Origin of the sequence: Rhizobium glycinendophyticum (assembly GCF_006443685.1) — a bacterium.
GTDB classification, from domain to species: domain Bacteria; phylum Pseudomonadota; class Alphaproteobacteria; order Rhizobiales; family Rhizobiaceae; genus Allorhizobium; species Allorhizobium glycinendophyticum.
Window position 1 is genome coordinate 2,804,055 of sequence record NZ_VFYP01000001.1, and the last position, 21,608, is coordinate 2,825,662.

Sequence of the window (21,608 nt, forward strand, 5' to 3'; positions counted from 1 at the left end):
TGACGTCGCCATGAACTTCTCTGCATGGGCCATCCGAAATCCGATCGCGCCGATCCTGGCCTTCTTCCTGTTGATGGTCGTCGGCATCCAGTCGTTCAACGCGCTGCCGATTACCCGCTTCCCCAATATCGACGTGCCCCTGGTCGCGATCACCGTGACCCAGAGCGGTGCCTCGCCAGCGGAGCTCGAAAGTCAGGTGACCAAGGAGGTCGAGGACGCGGTTGCCTCGATCACCGGCGTCGACGAGATCAACTCGACCGTAACCGACGGCCAGTCCCAGACCGTCGTTATGTTCCGCATGGAAGTGGTGACCGAACAGGCCGTCCAGGACGTCAAGGATGCGATTGACCGCATCCGCGGCGATCTGCCGGCCTCGGTAGACGAGCCGATCGTCACCAAGATCGACGTCGAAGGCCAGGCCATTCAGAGCTTTGCCGTCTCCTCGCCCAACATGAACCTCGCCGAACTCTCCTGGTTCGTGGACGATACGGTCAAGCGCGCGCTGCAGGGTCAGGCTGGCATCGGTCGCGTCGACCGCTACGGCGGCTCGGATCGGGAAGTCCGTGTCGAACTCGACCCCAACCGCCTCGACGCCCTCGGCATCACCGCCGCCGACGTATCGAGCCAGTTGAAAGGCACCAATGTCGACCTCGGCTCCGGCCGTGGCCAGGTGGCCGGTGCCGAACAGGCGATCCGGACGCTCGGCGACAACAGGGATGTGACGAGCCTTTCGAACACCACGATCGCACTCTCCGGCGGTCGCTTCGTCAAGCTCTCGGACCTCGGCACCGTCAAGGACGCCTATGAGGAACCGAAGTCCTTTGCCCGTCACGACGGCAAGCCTGTGGTCTCCTTCGCCGTCTTCCGCGCCAAGGGAGCCTCCGAAGTCACGGTCGCTGAAACCGTCGCCGAAAGCCTGGCCAAGGTGCGGGCTGAAAATCCGGACGTCCAGATCGAGATGATCGACGATTCCGTCTACTTTACCTACGGCAACTACGAAGCGGCCATGCACACGCTGATCGAGGGCGCGATCCTCGCCGTCATCGTGGTGCTGCTCTTCCTGCGCAACTGGCGCGCAACCCTAATTTCGGCCGTCGCCCTGCCGCTGTCGGCCATCCCGACCTTCTGGGTCATGGACATCATGGGTTTTTCGCTGAACCTCGTCTCGTTCCTGGCCCTGACGCTCGCGACAGGTATTCTCGTCGACGACGCCATCGTCGAAGTGGAAAACATCGCCCGCCACATCAAGATGGGCAAGACGCCCTATCGCGCGGCGATCGAGGCGGCCGACGAAATCGGTCTGGCCGTTATCGCCACCACCTTCACCATCATCGCGGTCTTCGTACCCGTCTCCTTCATGCCGGGCATCCCGGGCCAGTACTTCATCCAGTTCGGCCTGACGGTTGCTTTCTCCGTCTTCTTCTCGCTGCTGGTTGCCCGCCTCATCACCCCGATGATGGCGGCCTATCTGATGCGCGCCGAAGACGCGATGGACGACCATCACGACAATGACAGCGCCTTCCTCAAGGCCTATACCCGCGTCGTCCGCTTCACCACGCGCCGATGGTACTCGCGTCTCGGCACGCTCGCGGCGGCCATCGCCTTCCTGATCGGTTCACTTGCGCTTCTGGCCCAGGTCCCCGGTAGCTTCCTGCCGCCGGAAGATGCTGGACGCATATCGCTTTCGGTCGAACTGCCGCCGAATGCCACACTGGCCGAGACGGAGCGCAAGACAGACGAAATCTATGCTGCGATCAAGGATGTGCCGGATGTCGAGAGCATCTTCATCCTCGGCGGCGCCTCACCGAAGGGCGACCTCGAACTGCGCCGCGCCAGCGTCACCATGAACCTCGTGCGCATCGACCACTCGCTGGTTAAGACCCTGGTCAACAAGGGGCTCGGCGGCCTGCCGCTGATCGGTTCTTACCTCCCGAAGGTTCCCGAACATGGCCGCCTGCGTCCGCAGTGGGACATCGAGGAAGAGGTCTTCGAAAAACTCGCCTCGATCGCCGACATCCGCGTCATGAAGCTCAACGACCGCGGCGAACGTGATATCTCCTTCAACTTCCTCTCGAAGAACGAGCAGGAGTTGAACGACGCGGTGGCCATTCTCGAAGCCAAGCTGCGCGCCGTCCCTGTGCTGGCCAACGTGAGTTCGGAAGGCGCCCTGCCCCGTCCGGAACTGCAGATCCGCCCGCGTAGCGACGAGGCGGCACGCCTCGGCATAACCGCGCAGCAGATCTCCCAGACGATCCGCGTCGCCACCATCGGCGATGTCGACGCCCTCCTGCCGAAGATCTCGCTCGACGATCGCCAGATCCAGATCCGTGTCCAGGCCTCGCTCGATTTCCGTACAGATCTCGCAGCGCTTCGGGCTTTGAAGGTCCGCACGGCGTCTGGCGCCACGGTCCCGCTGTCGAGCGTCGCCGACATCGACTATTCGGAGGGCGTGTCCTCGATCAAGCGTAATGACCGCAACCGCGTCGTGACCATTGGTGCGGGCCTACCGCAAGGTGTGGCACTTGACACGGCAACGGCCGCCTTCCGTGAAACGGTCGAAAAGGCCGACATTCCGGCGAGCGTTCGTCTTGCCGAAAGCGGTGATGCCAAGGTCCAGGCCGAAATGCAGCAAGGCTTCCTGAATGCGATGATCCTTGGCCTGCTTCTGGTGCTGACGGTGCTGATCCTGCTCTTCAAGGACGTGATCCAGCCCTTCACCATCCTGTTCTCGCTGCCGCTTGCCATCGGCGGTGTGGCGGTCGGTCTGATCGTCACCAACAACGCGCTCTCCATGCCTGTCCTGATCGGCATCCTGATGCTGATGGGCATCGTGACGAAGAATGCGATTCTGCTGGTCGATTTCGCCATCGAGATGCGCAACCAGGGCATGCACCGCCTGGAAGCCATGGTCGAGGCCGGCCGCAAGCGCGCCCGCCCGATCATCATGACGTCGATCGCCATGTCGGCCGGCATGCTGCCCTCTGCCATGGGTGTCGGCGAAGGCGGCTCCTTCCGCGCACCGATGGCGATCGCCGTAATCGGCGGCATCATCGTGTCGACGGCACTCAGTCTGGTCGTCGTTCCCGCCTTCTTCCTGATCCTTGACGACCTGTCCCGCCTGCTCTCCTGGCTCTTCGGCCGCTTTGTCGGCAAGAAGGAGGTTGAGGAGAAGGTTCTCTCCGCCGAGGATCTCTCGCATCTCGCCCGCCGCAACTTCGAGACCCTGCAATCGGTCGAGAAGCGTCTGGCATCGGTCGAGCGTGGCAAGACCGACCTCCGCAAGGGCGAAAGCAGCGGCAACGTCATCAACCTGCCTCCCCTCGCCGCTGAATAGCGGCGGGGAAATCGCCAGGATCGGCCAAATCTGGCCTCATATTCAAATACTTCGATATTCAGTTGCCTGATCGTCGGCAAATCGGCAATACACGCAGCCTAAGTTGCGTGTATTGCGCCGATTCAACCGTTTCAGGGTTCCCTAATGAAGAGACTTCTTGCCACCGCAGCGCTGTTCCTGATTGCCCACAGTGCCTTTGCCGCCGATGCCATCTCGTCCATCCCGGAAGCGCCGGTCGCAACGGAAACAGCATCCGGCGGTTATGACTGGACCGGCGGCTATGCCGGTGTCCAGACGGGCTATGGCTGGCTCGACGGATACTTCGACGCCTCGACGCTGGCCCCGGGTGCAAACCCTCTTGAGGGCGACATCGATGGTGCCTCGCTCGGCCTCTTCGCCGGATATAACAAGCAGTTCAACAACAACCTGGTACTCGGCCTTGACGCCAGTGTCGACTACAACTGGAATGAAACGACCATGTCATCGGTCTTCGGCGATATTGATGGCAAGACGGAATGGCAGGGCGCGGTTCGCGGACGCGTCGGCTACGCGGTCGATCGCGCCCTGATTTATGTCGCGGCAGGCTACGCGGTAACCCGTGCTGAAGCCGAGAACGCGTTCCTGGGGACCACGGGCGCGACCTATCACGGCTATACCGTTGGCGCCGGCGTCGACTATGCCGTGACCGATCGGATCTTCGCGCGCGCCGATTATCGCTACAACGACTTCGGCAGCACGGACATTGACGTCGGCGGAACCGCCATTGATTCGAACCTGTCGCAGCACACCGTCAAGCTGGGTCTCGGCGTCAAGTTCTGAGATCGCGATCCACGACGACGTTCTTCCATGGGCGCTTCGGAAACGGAGCGCCCATTTCGCATCTGGAATGCCTAGGCCTCGCCCCTCGGAGGGCTGCCTGCGTCCACGCCCTCCAGTCACACGCAAGATATTGGTTGCAACCTATATTTGCTTTTCATCCTATTTTACTTTGGGGATTCGCGTGAGGTCCTTCATCACTTTGTCTTTGAGCCTGCTTGCCGGCCCTACCCTTGCCAATGACACCAGTCCCGCAACGCCACCAGCGGCTCACGCCTACGACTGGAGCGGAGCCTATGCCGGGGTGACCGGTGGCTACAGCTGGATGGACGGCATCTTCGAGGTGTCGGGCTATGCGCCCAAGAACGATAGCTTGAACGGGCCGCTCTTCGGCGCTTTCGCAGGCGTCAACACCCAACTCGACAACGGACTCGTCCTCGGGCTGGAAGGTGATCTCGAATACAACACGAAGGATGCCACCGTGACCTCCGACTTCGGAGCCTTTACGGGCGGCGCCGATTGGCAGGGTTCGGCGCGGCTGCGCCTCGGCTACACCTTCGACCGTATACTGCTCTACACAACGGCCGGCTGGGCAGGCACACATCTGTCCTCCGATTTTCAGGGCATTGCAGAGGCAACGGGCGGCTTTCACGGCTACGCCATCGGTGCCGGCGCCGATATCGCCGTCACCGACCGGATCTTCGGCCGCGTCGATTACCGTTACACCGATTTCGCCAGCGGCGATCTCGATTTCGGCCTTGCCACGGTCGATACGGAACTCACGCAGCGCACCCTCCGGTTTGGTCTCGGGCTCAAATTCTAAGGACCACGGAGGGAACTGCGCCCTTGTCGGGAGCGCTTGCACCGTACCTCCAAACTGGCCATGGACTTCGGTGTTTTCGGCGATCGTCATATGCCGATCCTCGTTTGATCGAAATCAATCCATCCTTGCCACTTGCACGCTAGGGTGAATCGACTGGAAAGGGCAAACACCCGGACCTGCAGGAGACGCGCCGGTACGACGATGGGGGACCATGGCATGGCCCCAATCGCGCGACGCACGGCGGGACGATGGCAGCGGCGCATGCCCGGATATCGAGATGGATGGGGAGCCGTGAACACTGTGAACAAGATCTTGAGACTGAACACGCGAGACAAGAACACGCTTCTGCGGACATCCTTCCTGTCGCAACTCGGCCCGACCGCGATGGCGGCCATGCTGGAAATCGCGACAGTCGCGAATTACGAATCCCGTGACGTGCTGTTTCGCGAGGGCGATCCCGCAGAGTATTTCTACTGCGTGCTCGGCGGCTATGTCCGGCTCTACCGGCTTAACAAGGATGGCCGCGAAGCCGATATCCGCGTTTGCGGCCCGGGCGACACTTTCGCCGAATGCCTGCTCACCATGGGCGACAACTATCTCTACAATGCCCAGGCCGCCGAGACCGTGACGCTCGCGCGTTTCGACCTGCAGAAGGTGCGCGCCCTGGCGGAGCAGGAGAAGGATGTCGCAAAGACAATCATGCGCTGCCTTTCCGCCCATCTTCTGGCGACAATGGACTGCATCGCCAACGACCGCCTTCAGACCGCGCCGCAGCGTGTCGCACATTATCTGCTGACGGCCTGCAACACCGAAGGTGGCCCGGCCTCTATCCGCCTGCCGTTCCAGAAGAGCCTGCTTGCCGGGAAGCTGGGCCTGGCACCGGAAGCGCTGTCTCGCGCCTTCTCGAGCCTCCGCCGCGCCGGCGTCACCGTGCGGGGCCGCACGATCCAGATCTCCGACGTCTCTGCCCTTAAGCAGATCTGACTTTCGAAGAGAGCATGCGGCGCGGCTTAAAGCCCGCCGCTCTCCCGCAGGAAGCTGACGATCCGCTCGACACCAGCGCCCCGCTTCAGATCGGTGAAGACAAAGGGGCCGCCCGCCCGCATTCGCCCGGCATCCCGCTCCATCACCTCGAGATCGACACCGACATGGGGTGCCAGATCCGTTTTGTTGATGACGAGCAGATCCGAACGCGTGATACCCGGCCCGCCCTTGCGCGGGATTTCCTCGCCCTGGCAGACGGAGATCACATAGAGCGTGATATCGGCAAGGTCGGGCGAAAAGGTCGCCGCCAGATTGTCGCCGCCAGATTCGATGAAGACCACATCGAGATCCGGGATGCGGGCATTGAGATCCGCGATGGCCTTGAGATTGATCGACGCATCCTCACGGATCGCCGTATGCGGGCAGCCGCCCGTTTCGACACCGACGACGCGATCGGAGCTCAGCGCCTGCATGCGGATCAGCGCGTCCGCATCCTCCCGCGTGTAGATATCATTGGTGACGACCGCGACGGAATAGTGGTCGCGCATCGCCTTGCAGAGCTTCTCCGTCAGCGCCGTCTTGCCGGAACCGACCGGCCCGCCGATGCCGACGCGTAAAGGACCGTTTTTCGACTTGATCATGTTCATGCCTGCGTTCCTGGGAGCTAGGATTGGAAGAGCCTGGAATATTGCGTCTCGTGACGCATGCTGAGGGTTTCCGCCCCAATCGCCGCCGAGCCGAGATCATCGAGCCCGGCTTGCTCCAAAGCCGGCACGGCGGCAAGAATGCGCGCCTCGAACTCGGCGATCAGGGCAACGCCGTGGCTCTGCCCGATCACGCCAAGACGGATGGCAGCAGACACCAGCCCCGACACCTGCGCGTGCAGGAACGCCGCCAGCGCATCGCCCGCTGTCACGCCATGGGCCGCCGCGATGGCACCAACGGCAATGCTATAGGCAACGGGTCCTGGCAGTCTTCCCAACACCGGATGCGGCCACCCGGCGGCCGCTGTGACGAAGGCTTCCCCCTGGCGGGTGATTTCCGCATGGCGCTCTGCCGAACCGGCCAGCGCCGCTGCGAGTTCGACGAGTTCGCCGAGATCGCCACCCTCGTTCTGCCGTAGGTGTGCCTCCCTCAAAAGGATCGCATCGTTGCGCAGGCCTCCCTGCTCAAGCAGCAGAGCCAGCCAGCCACTCAGGCTTGCGGCATCACGCACATGCCGCTCGGCGACCGCACTTTCCAGCCCGCCCGAATAGGCAAAGCCGCCGACGGGAAAGGCCGGCGACAACCAGGCCATCAACCTGAGCAGCGCACGCTGGTCGCCAGAACGCGAAGAAGAGGCAGTCTCAGCCATGGCCCGCCGCGCCATGTCCGTGATTGCCATGGGCGTGATAGGCGCCGCGCACGGGCTGGAAGGGTTCAACCACCTCGGTCACCTCGGCCCCGAGCCCGATCAGCATGTCCCGGATCACATGGTCGCGCAAAATGAGGATGCGGTCAGTCTCGATCTGGGCGGCGAGATGGCGATTACCAAGATGCCAAGCAAGTTCGATGAGGTGAAGGCCGTCGCGGGCCGTAACCGCAAACAGCCGCTCCTCGGCTGCCTGGATCTCAACGGTTGTCCCGTCATCAAGAACCAGCCGGTCGCCGTGACCAAAGAGCACGGCCTCTTTGAGGTCAAGCATGACCATGTCGCCATTGTCGAGATGCAGGAGCTTGCGGCGCAGATGCCGTGCATCATGCGAAAGGATGACGATCCCCTCAGGCGCCTCTGCCACGCTTCCGGCGGTCTTGAAACTTGTCGCGCGCTGCATACGGTCTCCGATTGGCTGTTTTTTGAACCATGCACAAACGGAAGGCAGCGAGCAAGAATGAACTTTATCCCTCGGCACGCAGTCCATCGAAAACCAGAGCAGAACTGGCTCGATCGTCTCCAGAGGTTTCCTCCGCAGAGACCAGCGCCGCTTCGTGCAGCACCCGATCTCGACCATCAGTCTTAGCGAGATACAAGGCCTTGTCAGCCCGCGCATAGACTCCTTCCGGTCGCCGCTCGGCCGAGAATTCCGCGACACCCGCAGAGATGGTGGCCGTAATCTCGATACCGTCGCAGAAGAAGCGGCTGCCGGCCACCAGGCTACGGGCCCGCTCGACCAATGCCAGCCGTTGCGCAATTCCGTTGCCTCTGAGGATCACGCCGAACTCCTCGCCTCCAAGCCGTGCCACCAGATTGCGCTCCCCGAACACCTGCCGCAGAACCGTCGATATCTCCTGAATGACCAGGTCCCCAATATGATGTCCGAAATGGTCGTTGATCAGCTTGAAGTGGTCGATGTCGATGATCGCCAGAGACGCATCGCCATCCACCCGGGAAAATGCATCGTTGAACGCCCGCCGATTGGCGAGCCCGGACAGTGTATCGGTACGGCTGAGCCGCTCGAACTCGGCGCGTGACTGCGTCAGATCACGAATGACGAGCCCAGCGACGTAAGCGAGTGCGCCCGAAAACGCGCCGCCGAAGAGCCATGAGAAAGCGACGGTCATCTTGACCACCTGATCCACCGGCATGGTCAGAAAACCCAGTCCGTAGAGGACAGGAATGGTCGCGAGACTGGAGAGACTGGCAAGGATGACCGCGCGGCAACTGACCGAAAGCGCGAAGGTCACGATCGCCTTCTGGTTGTCAAAAGTCCCGAGATCTATCTGGCGCCATAGCCATTTCCTGATGATATTCACCAGACGCTCCTTCATGAACATGACCATGGATTAGGGAGCAACCCTTCCCCAACCTCTAATGGAATCACTAAAATTCGACGGATCCTGAAAATGGAACGACAACATCCTAAAATGGTTGAAAGTACAACCAGGGAATGCGCGAAATGCGCACAACACCCCGTGCCGATTCACAGTTTGCGGGCCGCGAACGATAATGTTTAGGAGTGTGATTCGCCGGGAGCTACGCTCGCGGTGCCAGCGGATGTTTTCTGCACCTTGATGTGTCTCACGAATGCGACGGGGCAGACGAACTGATTCGCCGCAGCGACCAGCCGAGCAATTGCGGCAGGGGCGTCCACCAGCCGGTGGTGAGGCCAGCCTCGCGTAGCATTGCCGCCGTCCAGGTGTTGCAGCCCGCGAGCGCGTTGAACCGACCACGCGCCTCGAAGAATGCGTCTTCCGCGCCATAGGCAGAGCCTTCGACCATGAGTGGCAACCCATGCTCACGCTGGAAGCTGTCACGGATCGCAGCGATCATCCGCCGCCGCCCCTCTGCCGAGACGGTCAGAACCCGAACCGCTGGATGGTCCCGGTCGATGGGTCCTGCGGCTTCGACATGCATCACCGACCGGTCGAGGGTCAGCGCCCTGAAAACCGGAAGAGGTTTGAGATCGCCCCAGGTCGGCGTCTCGATATAGAAGGACCGCCCGCCCCAGCCGAACACCAGATAGTCGACACCGGGCATCCCGATCGGCAGGCCGGAGGGAATGAGATCGGCAAAGGCGGCCCGCACCTCGTCATCGAGCGGAAGCGCGATATCGGTATGGATCGGGTTGGAGAGCAGCAGGATTTCGCGGGTCTCTGCGGATGCGGCAAGCGATGGCGCCACGAGCGGTCGTGGGACGAAGGTCCCCAGGCCAAGCCCGAAAAGGACGAGCAGGAAACCCGCAGAGAGCGCGCGCAAAACCCTTCGCATCAACGCAACTCCGGCTTCGTGGCATGCGACAGCATTCTGTGCCCGTGGTCCATCAATGTATCACGCAGGTCACGAACATCCGTTCAGATGGCCGGCAAATGCTGCAGCACAAGATTGTTCAGGTCTTCAGCCATGGTGGCCATCCGTTGGTCCATGGCGGCAATATTCACCAAACCGTAAAACCGGCAATCCAACCGCCTGTGCCCGATCAGAACAGGAAATACCGCTGCGCCATCGGCAGCTTTGTCGCCGGTTTGCAGGTGAGCAATTCACCGTCGGCGCGCACTTCATAGGTCTCCGGATCAACCTCGATATGCGGCGTCAGATCGTTGTGGATCATCGACTTCTTCGAGATGCCGCCGCGCGTGTTCTTGACCGCGACCATCTGTTTGGCGGTGCCGAGCCGGTTGGCAAGGCCGCCGTCGAGCGCCGCCTGGCTGACGAAGGTGACGGACGTATTGGTACGCGCCTTGCCGAAGGAACCGAACATCGGCCGGTAATGCACCGGCTGCGGCGTCGGGATCGAGGCATTCGGGTCGCCCATCGGGGCCGCCGCGATCATGCCGCCGAGCAGAACCATATCCGGCTTCACGCCAAAGAAGGCCGGGTTCCAGATGACGAGGTCGGCGCGCTTGCCGATTTCGACCGAGCCGATCTCGTGGGACAGGCCATGCGCGATTGCCGGGTTGATCGTGTATTTGGCGATGTAGCGCTTGACGCGGACATTGTCGTTGTCGCCCGTCTCGCTCGGCAGGCGCCCACGCTGGCGCTTCATCTTGTCGGCCGTCTGCCAGGTCCGGATCGCGACTTCCCCGACGCGGCCCATGGCCTGGCTGTCCGACGAGATGATCGAGAAAGCACCGATATCGTGGAGGATGTCTTCCGCCGCGATCGTTTCCTTGCGGATACGGCTTTCGGCAAAGGCGATGTCTTCGGGGATCGACGAGGACAGGTGATGGCAGACCATCAGCATGTCCAGATGCTCGGCAATGGTGTTGACCGTGTAGGGCCGCGTCGGATTGGTCGACGACGGGATGACGTTCAGCTGGCCGCAGATCTTGATGATGTCGGGTGCATGGCCACCGCCCGCCCCTTCCGTGTGGAAGGCATGGATGGTGCGGCCCTTGATCGCGCCGACGGTATCCTCGACGAAGCCCGACTCGTTCAGGGTGTCGGTGTGGATCATCACCTGCACGTCGTACTGATCGGCAACCGACAGGCAGCAGTCGATGGCACCCGGCGTCGTGCCCCAGTCTTCATGAAGCTTGAGCGAAGTGGCGCCCGCCAGCACCATTTCCTCGAGCGCGCCCGGAAGCGAGGCATTGCCCTTGCCGGCAAAGGCGAGGTTCATCGGGAAGGCATCGGCCGCCTCGATCATCCGCGCTAAGTGCCAGGGTCCGGGCGTGCAGGTGGTGGCGAGCGTGCCATGGGCGGGACCGGTGCCGCCGCCGAGCATGCAGGTGAGGCCCGACATCAACGCTTCCTCGATCTGCTGCGGGCAGATGAAGTGGATATGCGCGTCCATGCCGCCGGCGGTGATGATCTTGCCCTCTCCGGCGATCGCTTCCGTGCCCGGTCCGACGATGATGTCGACGCCGGGCTGGGTGTCCGGATTGCCGGCCTTGCCGATCGCGACGATCCGGCCGTCCTTCAGGCCGATATCCGCCTTCACGATGCCCCAGTGGTCGAGAATCAGCGCATTGGTGATGACCGTATCCACGGCGCCGTCGGCGCGCGTCACCTGGCTCTGGCCCATGCCGTCACGGATGACCTTGCCGCCGCCGAACTTCACCTCTTCGCCATAGGTGGTGAAATCCTTTTCTACCTCGATGAACAGTTCCGTATCGGCAAGACGCACCTTGTCGCCCTTGGTCGGACCGAACATCGAGGCATAGGCGGCGCGGGACATCTTGAAGGACATGGCGTCAGGTTCCTTGGCAGAGGGAGGAAGCAAAGAGGGGTTGCAGGCGCATCAGGCGGCCGCTTGCGATGTAACGATCGACCAGGCGACGTTCGGCCTCGAAGGGATGGCCGTCCCAGCCCGTATGGCCGAAACCGGCGAGGATGATCGTATCCTCGGCATGGGCGGGATCGGAGAGCAGCGCCTCGATCACCACCAGGCCACTGGACGGCACGACGTAAGGCTCGGCGTCGAGCGCAAGCAGGGTCTCGTCAAGCGCCTCGTGCACGTCGCGATGGATGATCCTGTGACGCTTGCCCTTCGCGGCAGCAAAGCTTGCAAAGCCGTCGGTATAGTCGTCACAGAAATCGTCGAGTTCGGGATGGCTGATGGCAAGCGCCGGCTTGAGATCGCCAAACTTCTCGGGATCGCGCACCGACCAGATCTCCGCCGTGCGGCGCACGGCCTCGCTGTCGCGCCATTCCGGATCGGCGAGCATGGCCGCACCCGGACGCCCCGTATTGCAGACGGCGACGATATCGGTCCTGCGGCCCGCAACACCGAAATTGCGGCTGCCGTTGAACCGGATGACGAGATCCGCTGCATCGATGAGCGACGCCACTCCGTCGTCCACCGGTCCGTTCCCGACAATCATGACCTGCCGTGCCTGGGCCATTGCGTCACACCCTCAATAGAGCCCGACCAATGATTTCAGCTCTTCCGTCCGGCGCTTCGTCAGCTCTGCCAGGCAGGAAGAAATCATCAATGGCTGCATCGAACCACCCTCGGCCGAGTAACCTTCGACATCGCAGGCCGCGTCGCGATAGGCGAGCCAGGCACGTTGCGAAACCAGAAGCCGTTTGGCTGCGCCATTGTCACCGGACGGGGGCGAAGCCTTGTCCCATGCGAGCATGGCGGCGCGCGTCTCGGCCCATTGGGCATTCATGTCGGCATCGGCTTTTCGATAGTCCTCGGCCGCACACTGGTTCATGTCGGCCTGGGTCTGGGCATTGTTGCAATCGACGTCCCGCACGTCCTCACCCGAGGCCGGCGCGTCTTGCAGCAATACGCAACCGCAGAGCATCAGGATCACGCCCCAATTCATCGCACGCACCATGACCATTCCCCCCGGGCCGCCACGTCAGAGGCCACCCATGACCTGCTGGCGGAAGCCGTAGACTTCGCGCTTGCCCTGCAGCGGGATCAGCGTCACCTGCCGGGTCTGGCCCGGCTCGAAGCGCACGGCCGTGCCCGCAGGAATATCGAGCCGCATGCCGCGCGCCTTGTCCCGCTCAAAAATCAGCCCGGCATTGGTCTCGAAGAAATGGTAGTGACTGCCGACCTGCACAGGCCGGTCGCCGCTGTTTGATACCTCGATCGTCACGGTCGGATGACCGGCATTCAGCTCGATTTCGCCTGCTGCTGCAATGATTTCACCGGGGATCATGAATCGCTCCTTCAGCGGGTTCAAGCGGCGCGCGAGGGCGGGCAGCCCTCGGCTTTGAGAACGCGTTTGGTGGATGCCGGATTGTTGGCGAGCTTGCCGGCGGGTCGGATCGGCCGGCGCACCAGTTCGCCACCGCAGTTCGGGCAGATGCCGGCAAGTGTGGTTTCGGCGCAGTCGGCGCAATAGGTGCATTCGAAGCTGCAGATCATCGCCAGGCTCTCCGGCGGCAGATCCTTGTCGCAGCACTCGCAGTTCGGCCGAAGTTCCAGCGCCATGATGTCAGTCCTCAGCGGATCGGTTCGTGCACGGTCACGAGCTTCGTCCCGTCCGGGAACGTCGCCTCCACCTGCACGTCGTGGATCATCTCGGCAATGCCTTCCATCACCTGGTCACGGGTGACGACATGCGCGCCCGCTTCCATCAGGTCGGCGACGCTGCGGCCGTCGCGCGCGCCTTCGACGACGAAATCGGTGATCAGCGCGATGGCTTCCGGATAGTTGAGCTTGACGCCCCGCTCCAGCCGGCGCCGCGCGACGATGGCGGCCATGGCGATCAGCAGTTTGTCCTTTTCCCGCGGCGTCAGGTTCATGCGTGCTCCAATCAGATGTCGTCAGAGAGTCCAGACTTTTGGCACAGACGCGCCCCCGCGCAAGGCCGAAATGATCGGGATCAGGATTTTTCGCAAGGCAAAGCCGTCTGGCGCCGACACACGGGCAACAAGCTTGCCTTGCCAATAACTTACGCCGCCCATTTCTTCACCAATCAGCCCACGAATTGGGCTGACCAGCCCTTCCGCACGGGGGCTGACATGAATGAGCGTCGCAAAGGCGACCCGGCCCGACAGCACGCCCGGATGAGCGGTCAGACCCGCGACATCCCCCTCGAGCTTCAGGTCTTCGGCATGCAGAAGCTTCCCATCGCGGCGGATTCGCCAGCGGTCGCGCACGAGGCCCGTATTCATCGCCTCGCCCATGGCCTTGCGTCCGAGAAGGATCGCCTCGACGGCCAGGAATTCCGCATCCGCGGCGAGATCGACCTCGAGCCTACGGGTGAGAGAGGCATTGTCGAAGAGAATGCTTTCCTGCGGCAGCCAGTGGAATTTGGCGCCTTGGCCGACCTCGATTCGGCTGGTGATCTGGCCCGTACCAGCCGAGGCCTTGTAGATCTTCTCGCAGGCCTGCGTGGTCGCTGTGACGAAACAGTTAGGCCCGGCGCGGAAATGCCAGTCGAATTCGTCGCCGCCGGTAATGCCGCCGGCGGTGTTGATCGTCACCGCCTCGAGTTCATCGGTAAAACTTTCGGGCAGACGGATCTTCGCCGCCCCTTCCTGAAAAAGCTCGGCGATGCGCGTGCGCCCGCCGAGCGACTTGGTTACAAGTCGCCCGATACCACGGGCACGCTGTTGTCGTGTGTGCTGGATTGCTTGCACGTTTTCCCCTGCCCGCCATTCTGTGTCGAGGCGGTTGTTTGGCCATCGACGCAAGAGGCGTCGACGGCATTTCCGGCCATCATCTCTCCGCCGGATGTGCGGAAGAAGTCCCACATTCTGTCCGTCGCATCAACCTCCCGGATCGTCTCGTTGCCGGCAGACGCCAATCGGAACAGCACCGAACGCGCCGGCCAGGCATGGTCGGCATTGGCGATCACATAGGACATGACGCTGGTGCCGGCTCGGCAGCCGAGATAGCGCGAGACATCGGCCGATGCGCCGGTTTCGGTCTGCGGCCGTGTCTCGCAGCCGTTGAGCTCGGCCCAGCGGTTGAGCGCCACTTCGCCGCCATAACGCCAATAGGCCTTTCCGCCGCCATCAAACGGATTGACGTGATCCTTCATGCCCGAGAAGGCGATGATCGAGACGGGCCGGCTCGGCTGGCAGCTTTCACGCCGCGGCCGCCAAACGCCGTTCTCCTCCACAGGGGTTCCCGCGCGCAGCCCCATGACAAAGCCGGCCGCGGCAAAATCGCCAAAACCGTTGCAGATGTATTGCGACAGCATGCGTCCGCCGCCCGAATAACCCGAGGCATAGATCTTCGCCGTGTCGATGCAGAGCGTGTCCTTGGCGAGCTTCACCGCATCGCGGATGGCGAGCGATTCATCCGCCCCCTCGCCGGCGGTGACACCCGGCACGTTCCAGGCATGGGTATTGGGCAGCTCGCCCTTCAGGCTGCCGGCGAGCGCCATGACCACGAAACCCTCGCGCTCCGCCACTTCATCCCAATGGCTGCGCTTCAGCTGCACGGTGGGATTGCTGTTCGATCCATGAAAATCGAGGACCAGCGGAACCTTCTTCTTGCCGGTATAGTTTGACGGAATGACATAGACCGCCTCGCGCGTCACCCCACCCGACTGGAAGGTCAGGCTGTGAGGACCTGGTGGGACCGCCGTGTCGCAACTGGCGGCTTCGGCCGAAATCGCCGACAAGCCGAAGAGAAAGAGCCCCGCGACCACGCGAAATACATCGCGTGCCCGCACGTTCGGAAAAACCGTGCTGGTCGTCATGGATGTGCCTTCTGTTAGCAGATGCGCGTCTAATATCACGCGTGGCTCCAGCATCAACCCGACATTGCTAATAAATCATCAACCCTGTCTTGCAAAATCATACGGTCAGGTGCCGCCGCGCCTCCGGCGTATCCAGCGTTTCGGCGGCCCCCTGATGCACGATCTCGCCGCGATCCATAATGTAAACGTGATCGGCGAGCTCCCGGCAGAAATCGAGATATTGCTCGACGAGCAGGATCGCCATGCCGGTGGTGTCGCGTAAGTAACGAATCGCCCGGCCGATATCCTTGATGATCGACGGCTGGATGCCTTCCGTCGGCTCGTCCAGCACGAGGATCTTCGGCCGCGTCACCATGGCCCGCCCGATCGCCAGCTGCTGCTGCTGCCCGCCCGAGAGGTCGCCACCGCGCCGTGACAGCATGGAATCCAGAACCGGAAACAGGCTGAAGATGTCGTCGGGAATGAACCGGTCTTTGCGGTCAAGGGGCGCATAACCGGTTTCAAGGTTCTCCTTGACGGTCAAGAGCGGAAAGATCTCGCGCCCCTGTGGCACATAACCGACCCCCGTGCGCGCCCGGTTGAACGGCGCCATGCCGTTGAGCTTGGTGCCGTTGAAGGTGATCGTTCCGGCCGAGACAGCATGCTGGCCGGTAATGGCGCGCAAGAGCGACGACTTGCCGACACCGTTGCGGCCGAGCACACAGGTGATCTTGCCCATCTCGGCATTGATGGAGACACCCCGAAGGGCCTGGGCGGCGCCGTAATGGAGATTGACGTTTTCGACTGTCAGCATGGGTTTGTCCCCCGTTGTCTTGTTCCCACCTCCCCCTTGAGGGGGGAGGTCGCAGCGAAGCTGCGGGTGGGGGTGATCCTTCTGCAACCAGTCACCCCACCCCGGCGCTTTGCGCCGACCCTCCCCCTCAAGGGGAGGGTGAGCCATCACCGCCCCAGATAGTTCTCGATGACCTTCTGGTCGTTCGAGACGAAATCGATCGAGCCCTCGGCGAGCACGGAGCCCTCCGCAAGACACGTCACCTTCACCCCGAGATCGCGGATGAAGCCCATGTCGTGTTCGACGACGACGACCGAGCGGGTCTTGGCGATTTCCTTCAAGAGAATGGCCGTCTCCGCCGTCTCCGCATCCGTCATACCGGCAACCGGTTCGTCGACCAGAAGAAGCTTGGGTTCCTGCGCCAAAAGCATGCCGATCTCCAGCCATTGCTTCTGGCCGTGTGAAAGATTGGCGGCCAGCTCGTCCTTGCGATGGGTGAGCCGCACCGTCTCGAGGATTTCCTCGATACGCGCCTTGTCTCCGGACGACAGACTGTAGAACAGCGTCGCGAAGACGCCGCGTTTGCGGTTCAGCGCCAGTTCCAGATTGTCCCAGACCGTATGGCTTTCGAACACCGTCGGCTTCTGGAACTTGCGGCCGATGCCGAGCTGGGCGATTTCCGCCTCGTCCTTCTTCGTCAGGTCGATCTTGCCGCCGTCGAAGAAGACTTCGCCGCTGTCGGGCCGGGTCTTGCCGGTGATGATGTCCATCATCGTCGTCTTGCCGGCGCCGTTCGGGCCGATGATGGCGCGCAGTTCACCGGGCTCGACGATAAAGGACAGCGAATTGAGCGCCTTGAAGCCGTCGAAGGAGACGGAGACGCCGTTGAGATAGAGCAGGCTCGATGTTGTCTGGTCGCTCATGGTCTCACTCCGCAGCCACGGGGGTCGTTTCGGGTTTCACGTCTGTATTCGCTGCATCCTTGTCCGCCTCGCGGGCATAATCCTTGCGCTTGGCCAAGTACGCCTGGACCGTGCCGACGATACCCTTGGGCAGGAAGAGCGTGACGCAGATGAAGAGACCGCCGAGTGCAAAGAGCCAGAGATCGGGGAAAGCGCCGGTGAAATAGCTTTTCCCCACATTGACGAGGATCGCGCCGATGATCGGGCCGATCAGCGTGCCGCGCCCGCCGACGGCCGTCCAGACGACGACTTCGATGGAGTTGGCGGGCGCGAACTCACCCGGATTGATGATGCCGACCTGCGGCACGAAGAGCGCTCCGGCAATGCCGGCCATCATCGCCGAAACGACGAAGGTGAAGAGCTTGATGTTCTCGACCCGGTAGCCGAGGAAACGCACCCGGCTTTCCGCATCGCGCACCCCGACCAGCACCTTGCCGAACTTGGAGCGGGTGATGGCGGAGGCGAGCACCAGGCACAGCGACAGGAAGATCGCCGACAGCGCAAACAGCACCGCACGGGTCCCGTCCGCCTGAACGTTGAAGCCGAGGATTTCCTTGTAGTCGGTCAGCCCGTTATTGCCGCCGAAGCCCATGTCGTTGCGGAAGAAGGCCAGAAGCAGCGCATAGGTCATCGCCTGGGTGATGATCGACAGATAGACGCCGTTGACGCGCGAGCGGAAGGCGAACCAGCCGAAGACGAAGGCGAGCAGTCCCGGCACCAGCAGCACCATGGCCATGGCGACGGGGAAGTAATTCATCCCATGCCAGAACCAGGGCAGTTCCTTCCAGTTCAGGAAGACCATGAAGTCCGGCAAAATGGGATCGCCATAGACGCCGCGCGAGCCGATCTGGCGCATCAGATACATGCCCATGGCATAACCGCCGAGCGCGAAGAAGGCGCCGTGGCCGAGCGAGAGGATGCCGCAGTAACCCCAGACGAGGTCGAGTGCGAGCGCCAAGAGCGCGTAGCAGAGATATTTGCCGAGCAGCGACACCACATAGGTTGGCACATGCAGTGCGCTGTCCGGCGGTGTCAGCAGGTTGAGTGCCGGCACCAGAAGGGCGAAACCGAGGAGAATGCCGACGGCAATGAGGATCTTGCCGTCGAGTGCGCGCAGGATGAAGCCGCTGATCATGCTTCCACCGCCCTTCCCTTGAGCGCGAAGAGGCCGCGCGGTCGTTTCTGGATGAAGAGAATGATCAGGACGAGCACGAGGATCTTGCCGAGCACCGCGCCAACCGAAGGTTCGAGGAACTTGTTGAGGATGCCGAGTGACAAGGCTCCGACAAAAGTGCCCCAGAGATTGCCGACGCCGCCGAAGACCACGACCATGAAACTGTCGATGATGTAGGACTGGCCGAGATTGGGCGAAACGTTGTCGATCTGGGAAAGCGCCACCCCGGCGATCCCGGCGATGCCCGAGCCGAGCGCGAAGGTGAAGGCGTCGACCCATGGCGTGCGGATGCCCATGGAGGAGGCCATGCGGCGGTTCTGCGTGACGGCGCGCATCTGCAGGCCGAAGGACGAACGCTTCATCAAGGCCAGCAGGGCGAAGAAAATGCTGAGCGAGAAGAGCACGATCCACAGTCGGTTCCAGGTGATCGAGAGGCCGCCGAGCGCAAACGAGCCGGACATCCAGGAGGGATTGCCGACTTCCTGGTTGGTCGGACCGAAGATCGTGCGGATCGTCTGCTGCAGGATGAGCGAAATGCCCCAGGTGGCGAGCAGCGTTTCGAGCGGCCGGCCATAGAGGAAGCGGATCACGCCACGTTCGATGATCAGGCCGACGGCGGCGGTGACCAGAAAGGCGACCGGCAGCGCAATGGCGAGCGACCAGTCGAAGAGCTCGGGATAGCTGGTGCGGATAACCTGCTGAACCGCGAAGGTGGAATAGGCGCCGATCATCACCATCTCGCCATGCGCCATGTTGATGATGCCCATGACGCCGAAGGTGATGGCAAGGCCGATGGCCGCAAGCAGCAGCACAGAGCCGAGCGAGATGCCGTACCAGACGTTCTGGCCCATGTCCCAGAACAGGAGCTGACCCTCGATCTTGCTGATTGCCGCATCGAGATCCGGCTTCAGGCTCTCATCGATGGTCGACGACACCGACATCAGGATGCCGATGGCCTCGCGCCCGCCGAGCGAGGCGACGGTTGCGATGGCCGCGCGCTTTTCCTCGGCCGAACGATCGGACGCGAGAACGGAAACGGCCCGTGCCTCCTGCATGCGTGCCTTCACCTCGGAATCGGCCTCCGTCGCCAGCGCCGTCTCGACCAGATCGAGATTTTCGGCACTTGGCGACTGCAACACCGCCTGGGCGGCGGCAAGCCGCACGGCGCGGTCGGGGCTCAGAAGCGTCAGCCCGCCGAGTGCGGAGCGGATCGCGCGGCGCAGCGTGTTGTTGACCTTGATCTTGGTAAAGGCGCCCTTCGGCTCTTCGCCGATCGTCTCGCCGGTCAGCGGGTCGATGGCCGCGAGATTGCTGCCGGCAGCTTTGGTGATGAAGACCTGGTTGTCCGACTTACGGACATAGAGATCGCCCTCGGCAAAGGCTTCGAGAGCGGGAACGACACGGGCGTCGGCGGTCGCCGCGATCTGCCCGAGAAGCTCTTCGGCCTGCTTGAAATTGGCCTTGCCGAGCGCGTTCAGGAGTTCGCGCGGGTCGCTCTGCGCCAACGAAGGCGCGGCGAAGGATAGAAGCAGGAAAGCGACTGTGATGAAACGAATAAGCATGGTTTTGTCCCCCGGTTGGCGGGGCGGCGGAGCCTGAAAAGCCCCTCATCCGCCTGCCGGCACCTTCTCCCCGTGAACGGGGAGAAGGACGATTGCCGCGCCCTCGCCGATCGTTGCCAGCGTTTCGCGTGGCACGTCCCCTCTCCCCGCTTGCGGGGAGAGGTCGGAGCAACGAGTTGCTCCAGGGGTGAGGGGCTAAGACCCAAAGGTCAGCCGATCAGCTACCCTTGCCGCCGCACTTGCCGGTGGCAACGTTGAAGTTGCCGCATTCCATCGGCTTGCGCCAATCGGAGATCAGGTCCTTGGAGTCGGGCAGGTAATCCGACCATTCGTCGCCGACGACCGACGGGGTCTGCTGGACGATTTCGAACTGGCCATCGGCCTGGATTTCGCCGATCAGCACCGGCTTGGTGATGTGGTGGTTCGGCATGACGGTCGAAGTACCGCCGGACAGGTTCGGGACGGACACGCCGATGATGCTATCGAGAACGGCGTCTGTGTCGGTGGTGCCGGCAGCTTCGACGGCCTTAACCCAGGCGTTGAAGCCGATATAGGCGGCTTCCATCGGGTCGTTCGTCACGCGCTTGTCGTTCTTGGTGAAGGCATGCCAGGTCTTGATGAACTCGGCATTGACCGGGGCGTCGACGGACTGGAAGTAGTTCCAGGCGGCGAGATGGCCGACCAGCGGAGCCGTATCGAGGCCGGCGAGTTCTTCTTCACCGACGGAGAAGGCGACGACCGGGATGTCTTCCGCCTTGATGCCCTGGTTGGCGAGTTCCTTGTAGAAGGGCACGTTCGCGTCACCGTTGATGGTCGAGACGACGGCGGTCTTCTTGCCGGCAGAGCCGAACTTCTTGATGTCGGAGACGATGGTCTGCCAGTCGGAATGACCGAACGGCGTGTAGTTGATCATGATGTCTTCTTCGGCAACGCCCTTCGACATCAGATAGGCTTTGAGGATCTTGTTGGTTGTCTGCGGATAGACGTAGTCGGTGCCGGCGAGAACCCAGCGCTCGACGCCTTCTTCATTGGCCAGATAGTCGACGGCCGGGATGGCCTGCTGGTTCGGAGCGGCACCGGTATAGAAGATGTTGCGCGAGGATTCTTCACCCTCGTACTGGACCGGATAGAAGAGGATGGAATTCAGCTCTTCGAAGACCGGCAGAACGGACTTGCGCGACGACGAGGTCCAGCAACCGAAGACCGCGGCGACCTTGTCTTTCGAGATCAGTTCGCGGGCCTTTTCGGCAAACAGCGGCCAGTCGGAGGCCGGGTCGACCACGACGGCTTCGAGCTTCTTGCCGAGAACGCCGCCCTTCTTGTTCTGCTCGTCAATGAGCATCAGCATGGCGTCTTTCAGCGTCGTTTCCGAAATTGCCATCGTGCCCGACAGCGAGTGGAGAACGCCGATCTTGATCGTGTCGTCTGCGGCGAACGCGCCGTGGAAGGCTGTCGTCGATAGCATGGCGCCGAGAAGCGCGCCCGTCAGTTTCATCTTCATGGACATTGTTGTGATCCCCTCTTCTTGGTCGCAACCGGTCGGTTAATGAAATTTAACCGTTGCTGGAGGGGACTATCGGATGCCGCAGTGCAAAATCGTATACGTCGTTTGACGTAGGCGATGGGGGTAAAGAGGGAAGACGACAG

At 62.2% G+C, this 21,608-nt stretch carries 22 protein-coding genes; 4 read left to right on the plus strand and 18 right to left on the minus strand.

Annotated elements, in window-relative coordinates; translation table 11 throughout:
* Positions 1-10: 10 nt before the first annotated feature.
* From FJQ55_RS13755 to FJQ55_RS13770, 4 genes are all read left to right on the plus strand, one after another.
* Positions 11-3,334 carry an efflux RND transporter permease subunit gene (locus FJQ55_RS13755; protein WP_140828694.1) on the plus strand — a complete coding sequence of 1,108 codons (3,324 nt, stop codon included), beginning with the start codon at positions 11-13 and terminating at the stop codon, positions 3,332-3,334.
* A 144-nt stretch (positions 3,335-3,478) separates the two neighbouring features.
* Positions 3,479-4,153: an outer membrane protein gene (locus tag FJQ55_RS13760; protein ID WP_140828696.1), complete on the plus strand. Its 675-nt coding sequence runs from the start codon at positions 3,479-3,481 to the stop codon at positions 4,151-4,153.
* A 181-nt stretch (positions 4,154-4,334) separates the two neighbouring features.
* Entirely contained in the window at positions 4,335-4,973 is a 639-nt protein-coding gene (locus FJQ55_RS13765; RefSeq protein WP_161596985.1) for an outer membrane protein, read from the plus strand.
* A 261-nt stretch (positions 4,974-5,234) separates the two neighbouring features.
* Positions 5,235-5,957, plus strand: coding sequence for a Crp/Fnr family transcriptional regulator (locus FJQ55_RS13770; protein ID WP_140828700.1), 723 nt, complete (start codon positions 5,235-5,237; stop codon positions 5,955-5,957).
* A gap of 26 nt (positions 5,958-5,983) precedes the next feature.
* On the opposite strand, the gene ureG is transcribed toward FJQ55_RS13770, so the two are convergent.
* The 18 genes from ureG to urtA form a co-directional block, all read right to left on the minus strand.
* Positions 5,984-6,595, minus strand: coding sequence for an urease accessory protein UreG (gene ureG, locus FJQ55_RS13775; RefSeq protein ID WP_140829299.1), 612 nt, complete (start codon positions 6,593-6,595; stop codon positions 5,984-5,986).
* A gap of 26 nt (positions 6,596-6,621) precedes the next feature.
* Entirely contained in the window at positions 6,622-7,311 is a 690-nt protein-coding gene (locus tag FJQ55_RS13780; protein WP_140828702.1) for an urease accessory protein UreF, read from the minus strand.
* Positions 7,304-7,771 (minus strand): urease accessory protein UreE, encoded by a 468-nt coding sequence (gene ureE, locus FJQ55_RS13785; protein WP_140828703.1) that lies wholly within the window; start codon positions 7,769-7,771, stop codon positions 7,304-7,306. The genes FJQ55_RS13780 and ureE overlap by 8 nt, the downstream gene beginning before the upstream one ends.
* A gap of 64 nt (positions 7,772-7,835) precedes the next feature.
* Complete coding sequence (locus FJQ55_RS13790; protein WP_140828705.1) at positions 7,836-8,690, minus strand: GGDEF domain-containing protein; 855 nt, start codon at positions 8,688-8,690, stop codon at positions 7,836-7,838.
* Between the two features lie 265 nt (positions 8,691-8,955).
* Positions 8,956-9,645: a TIGR02117 family protein gene (locus FJQ55_RS13795; RefSeq protein WP_140828707.1), complete on the minus strand. Its 690-nt coding sequence runs from the start codon at positions 9,643-9,645 to the stop codon at positions 8,956-8,958.
* Between the two features lie 208 nt (positions 9,646-9,853).
* Positions 9,854-11,566: an urease subunit alpha gene (ureC, locus tag FJQ55_RS13800; RefSeq protein ID WP_140828709.1), complete on the minus strand. Its 1,713-nt coding sequence runs from the start codon at positions 11,564-11,566 to the stop codon at positions 9,854-9,856.
* A gap of 4 nt (positions 11,567-11,570) precedes the next feature.
* Positions 11,571-12,221, minus strand: coding sequence for a Urease operon accessory protein (locus FJQ55_RS13805; RefSeq protein ID WP_140828711.1), 651 nt, complete (start codon positions 12,219-12,221; stop codon positions 11,571-11,573).
* Positions 12,222-12,233: 12 nt separating this feature from the next.
* Positions 12,234-12,662, minus strand: coding sequence for a lysozyme inhibitor LprI family protein (locus FJQ55_RS13810; RefSeq protein ID WP_140828713.1), 429 nt, complete (start codon positions 12,660-12,662; stop codon positions 12,234-12,236).
* Between the two features lie 24 nt (positions 12,663-12,686).
* Entirely contained in the window at positions 12,687-12,992 is a 306-nt protein-coding gene (locus FJQ55_RS13815) for an urease subunit beta (RefSeq protein WP_140828715.1), read from the minus strand.
* A gap of 20 nt (positions 12,993-13,012) precedes the next feature.
* Positions 13,013-13,267, minus strand: a complete 255-nt coding sequence (locus FJQ55_RS13820) for a DUF1272 domain-containing protein (protein ID WP_140828716.1) — start codon at positions 13,265-13,267, stop codon at positions 13,013-13,015.
* An 11-nt stretch (positions 13,268-13,278) separates the two neighbouring features.
* On the minus strand, positions 13,279-13,581 hold the full coding sequence (locus FJQ55_RS13825) for an urease subunit gamma (protein WP_085420014.1): 303 nt from the start codon (positions 13,579-13,581) through the stop codon (positions 13,279-13,281).
* A 21-nt stretch (positions 13,582-13,602) separates the two neighbouring features.
* Positions 13,603-14,421, minus strand: a complete 819-nt coding sequence (locus tag FJQ55_RS13830; protein WP_140828718.1) for an urease accessory protein UreD — start codon at positions 14,419-14,421, stop codon at positions 13,603-13,605.
* Positions 14,364-15,491 (minus strand): CE1 family esterase, encoded by a 1,128-nt coding sequence (locus FJQ55_RS13835; protein ID WP_140828720.1) that lies wholly within the window; start codon positions 15,489-15,491, stop codon positions 14,364-14,366. Before FJQ55_RS13835 ends, FJQ55_RS13830 begins: the two co-directional genes overlap by 58 nt.
* A 97-nt stretch (positions 15,492-15,588) precedes the next feature.
* The gene (gene urtE, locus FJQ55_RS13840) at positions 15,589-16,284 is read right to left on the minus strand and encodes an urea ABC transporter ATP-binding subunit UrtE (RefSeq protein WP_140828722.1); all 696 of its coding nucleotides are present in this window, start codon (positions 16,282-16,284) and stop codon (positions 15,589-15,591) included.
* Positions 16,285-16,430: 146 nt separating this feature from the next.
* Positions 16,431-17,186, minus strand: a complete 756-nt coding sequence (urtD, locus tag FJQ55_RS13845; protein ID WP_140828723.1) for an urea ABC transporter ATP-binding protein UrtD — start codon at positions 17,184-17,186, stop codon at positions 16,431-16,433.
* 4 nt (positions 17,187-17,190) lie between these two features.
* Complete coding sequence (gene urtC / locus FJQ55_RS13850) at positions 17,191-18,360, minus strand: urea ABC transporter permease subunit UrtC (RefSeq protein ID WP_140828725.1); 1,170 nt, start codon at positions 18,358-18,360, stop codon at positions 17,191-17,193.
* Complete coding sequence (urtB, locus tag FJQ55_RS13855; protein ID WP_140828727.1) at positions 18,357-19,961, minus strand: urea ABC transporter permease subunit UrtB; 1,605 nt, start codon at positions 19,959-19,961, stop codon at positions 18,357-18,359. Before urtB ends, urtC begins: the two co-directional genes overlap by 4 nt.
* Before the next feature lie 217 nt (positions 19,962-20,178).
* A complete protein-coding gene (urtA, locus tag FJQ55_RS13860; RefSeq protein WP_140828729.1) occupies positions 20,179-21,468 on the minus strand; it encodes an urea ABC transporter substrate-binding protein in 1,290 nt (429 codons plus the stop codon).
* Between the last annotated feature and the right edge of the window lie 140 nt (positions 21,469-21,608).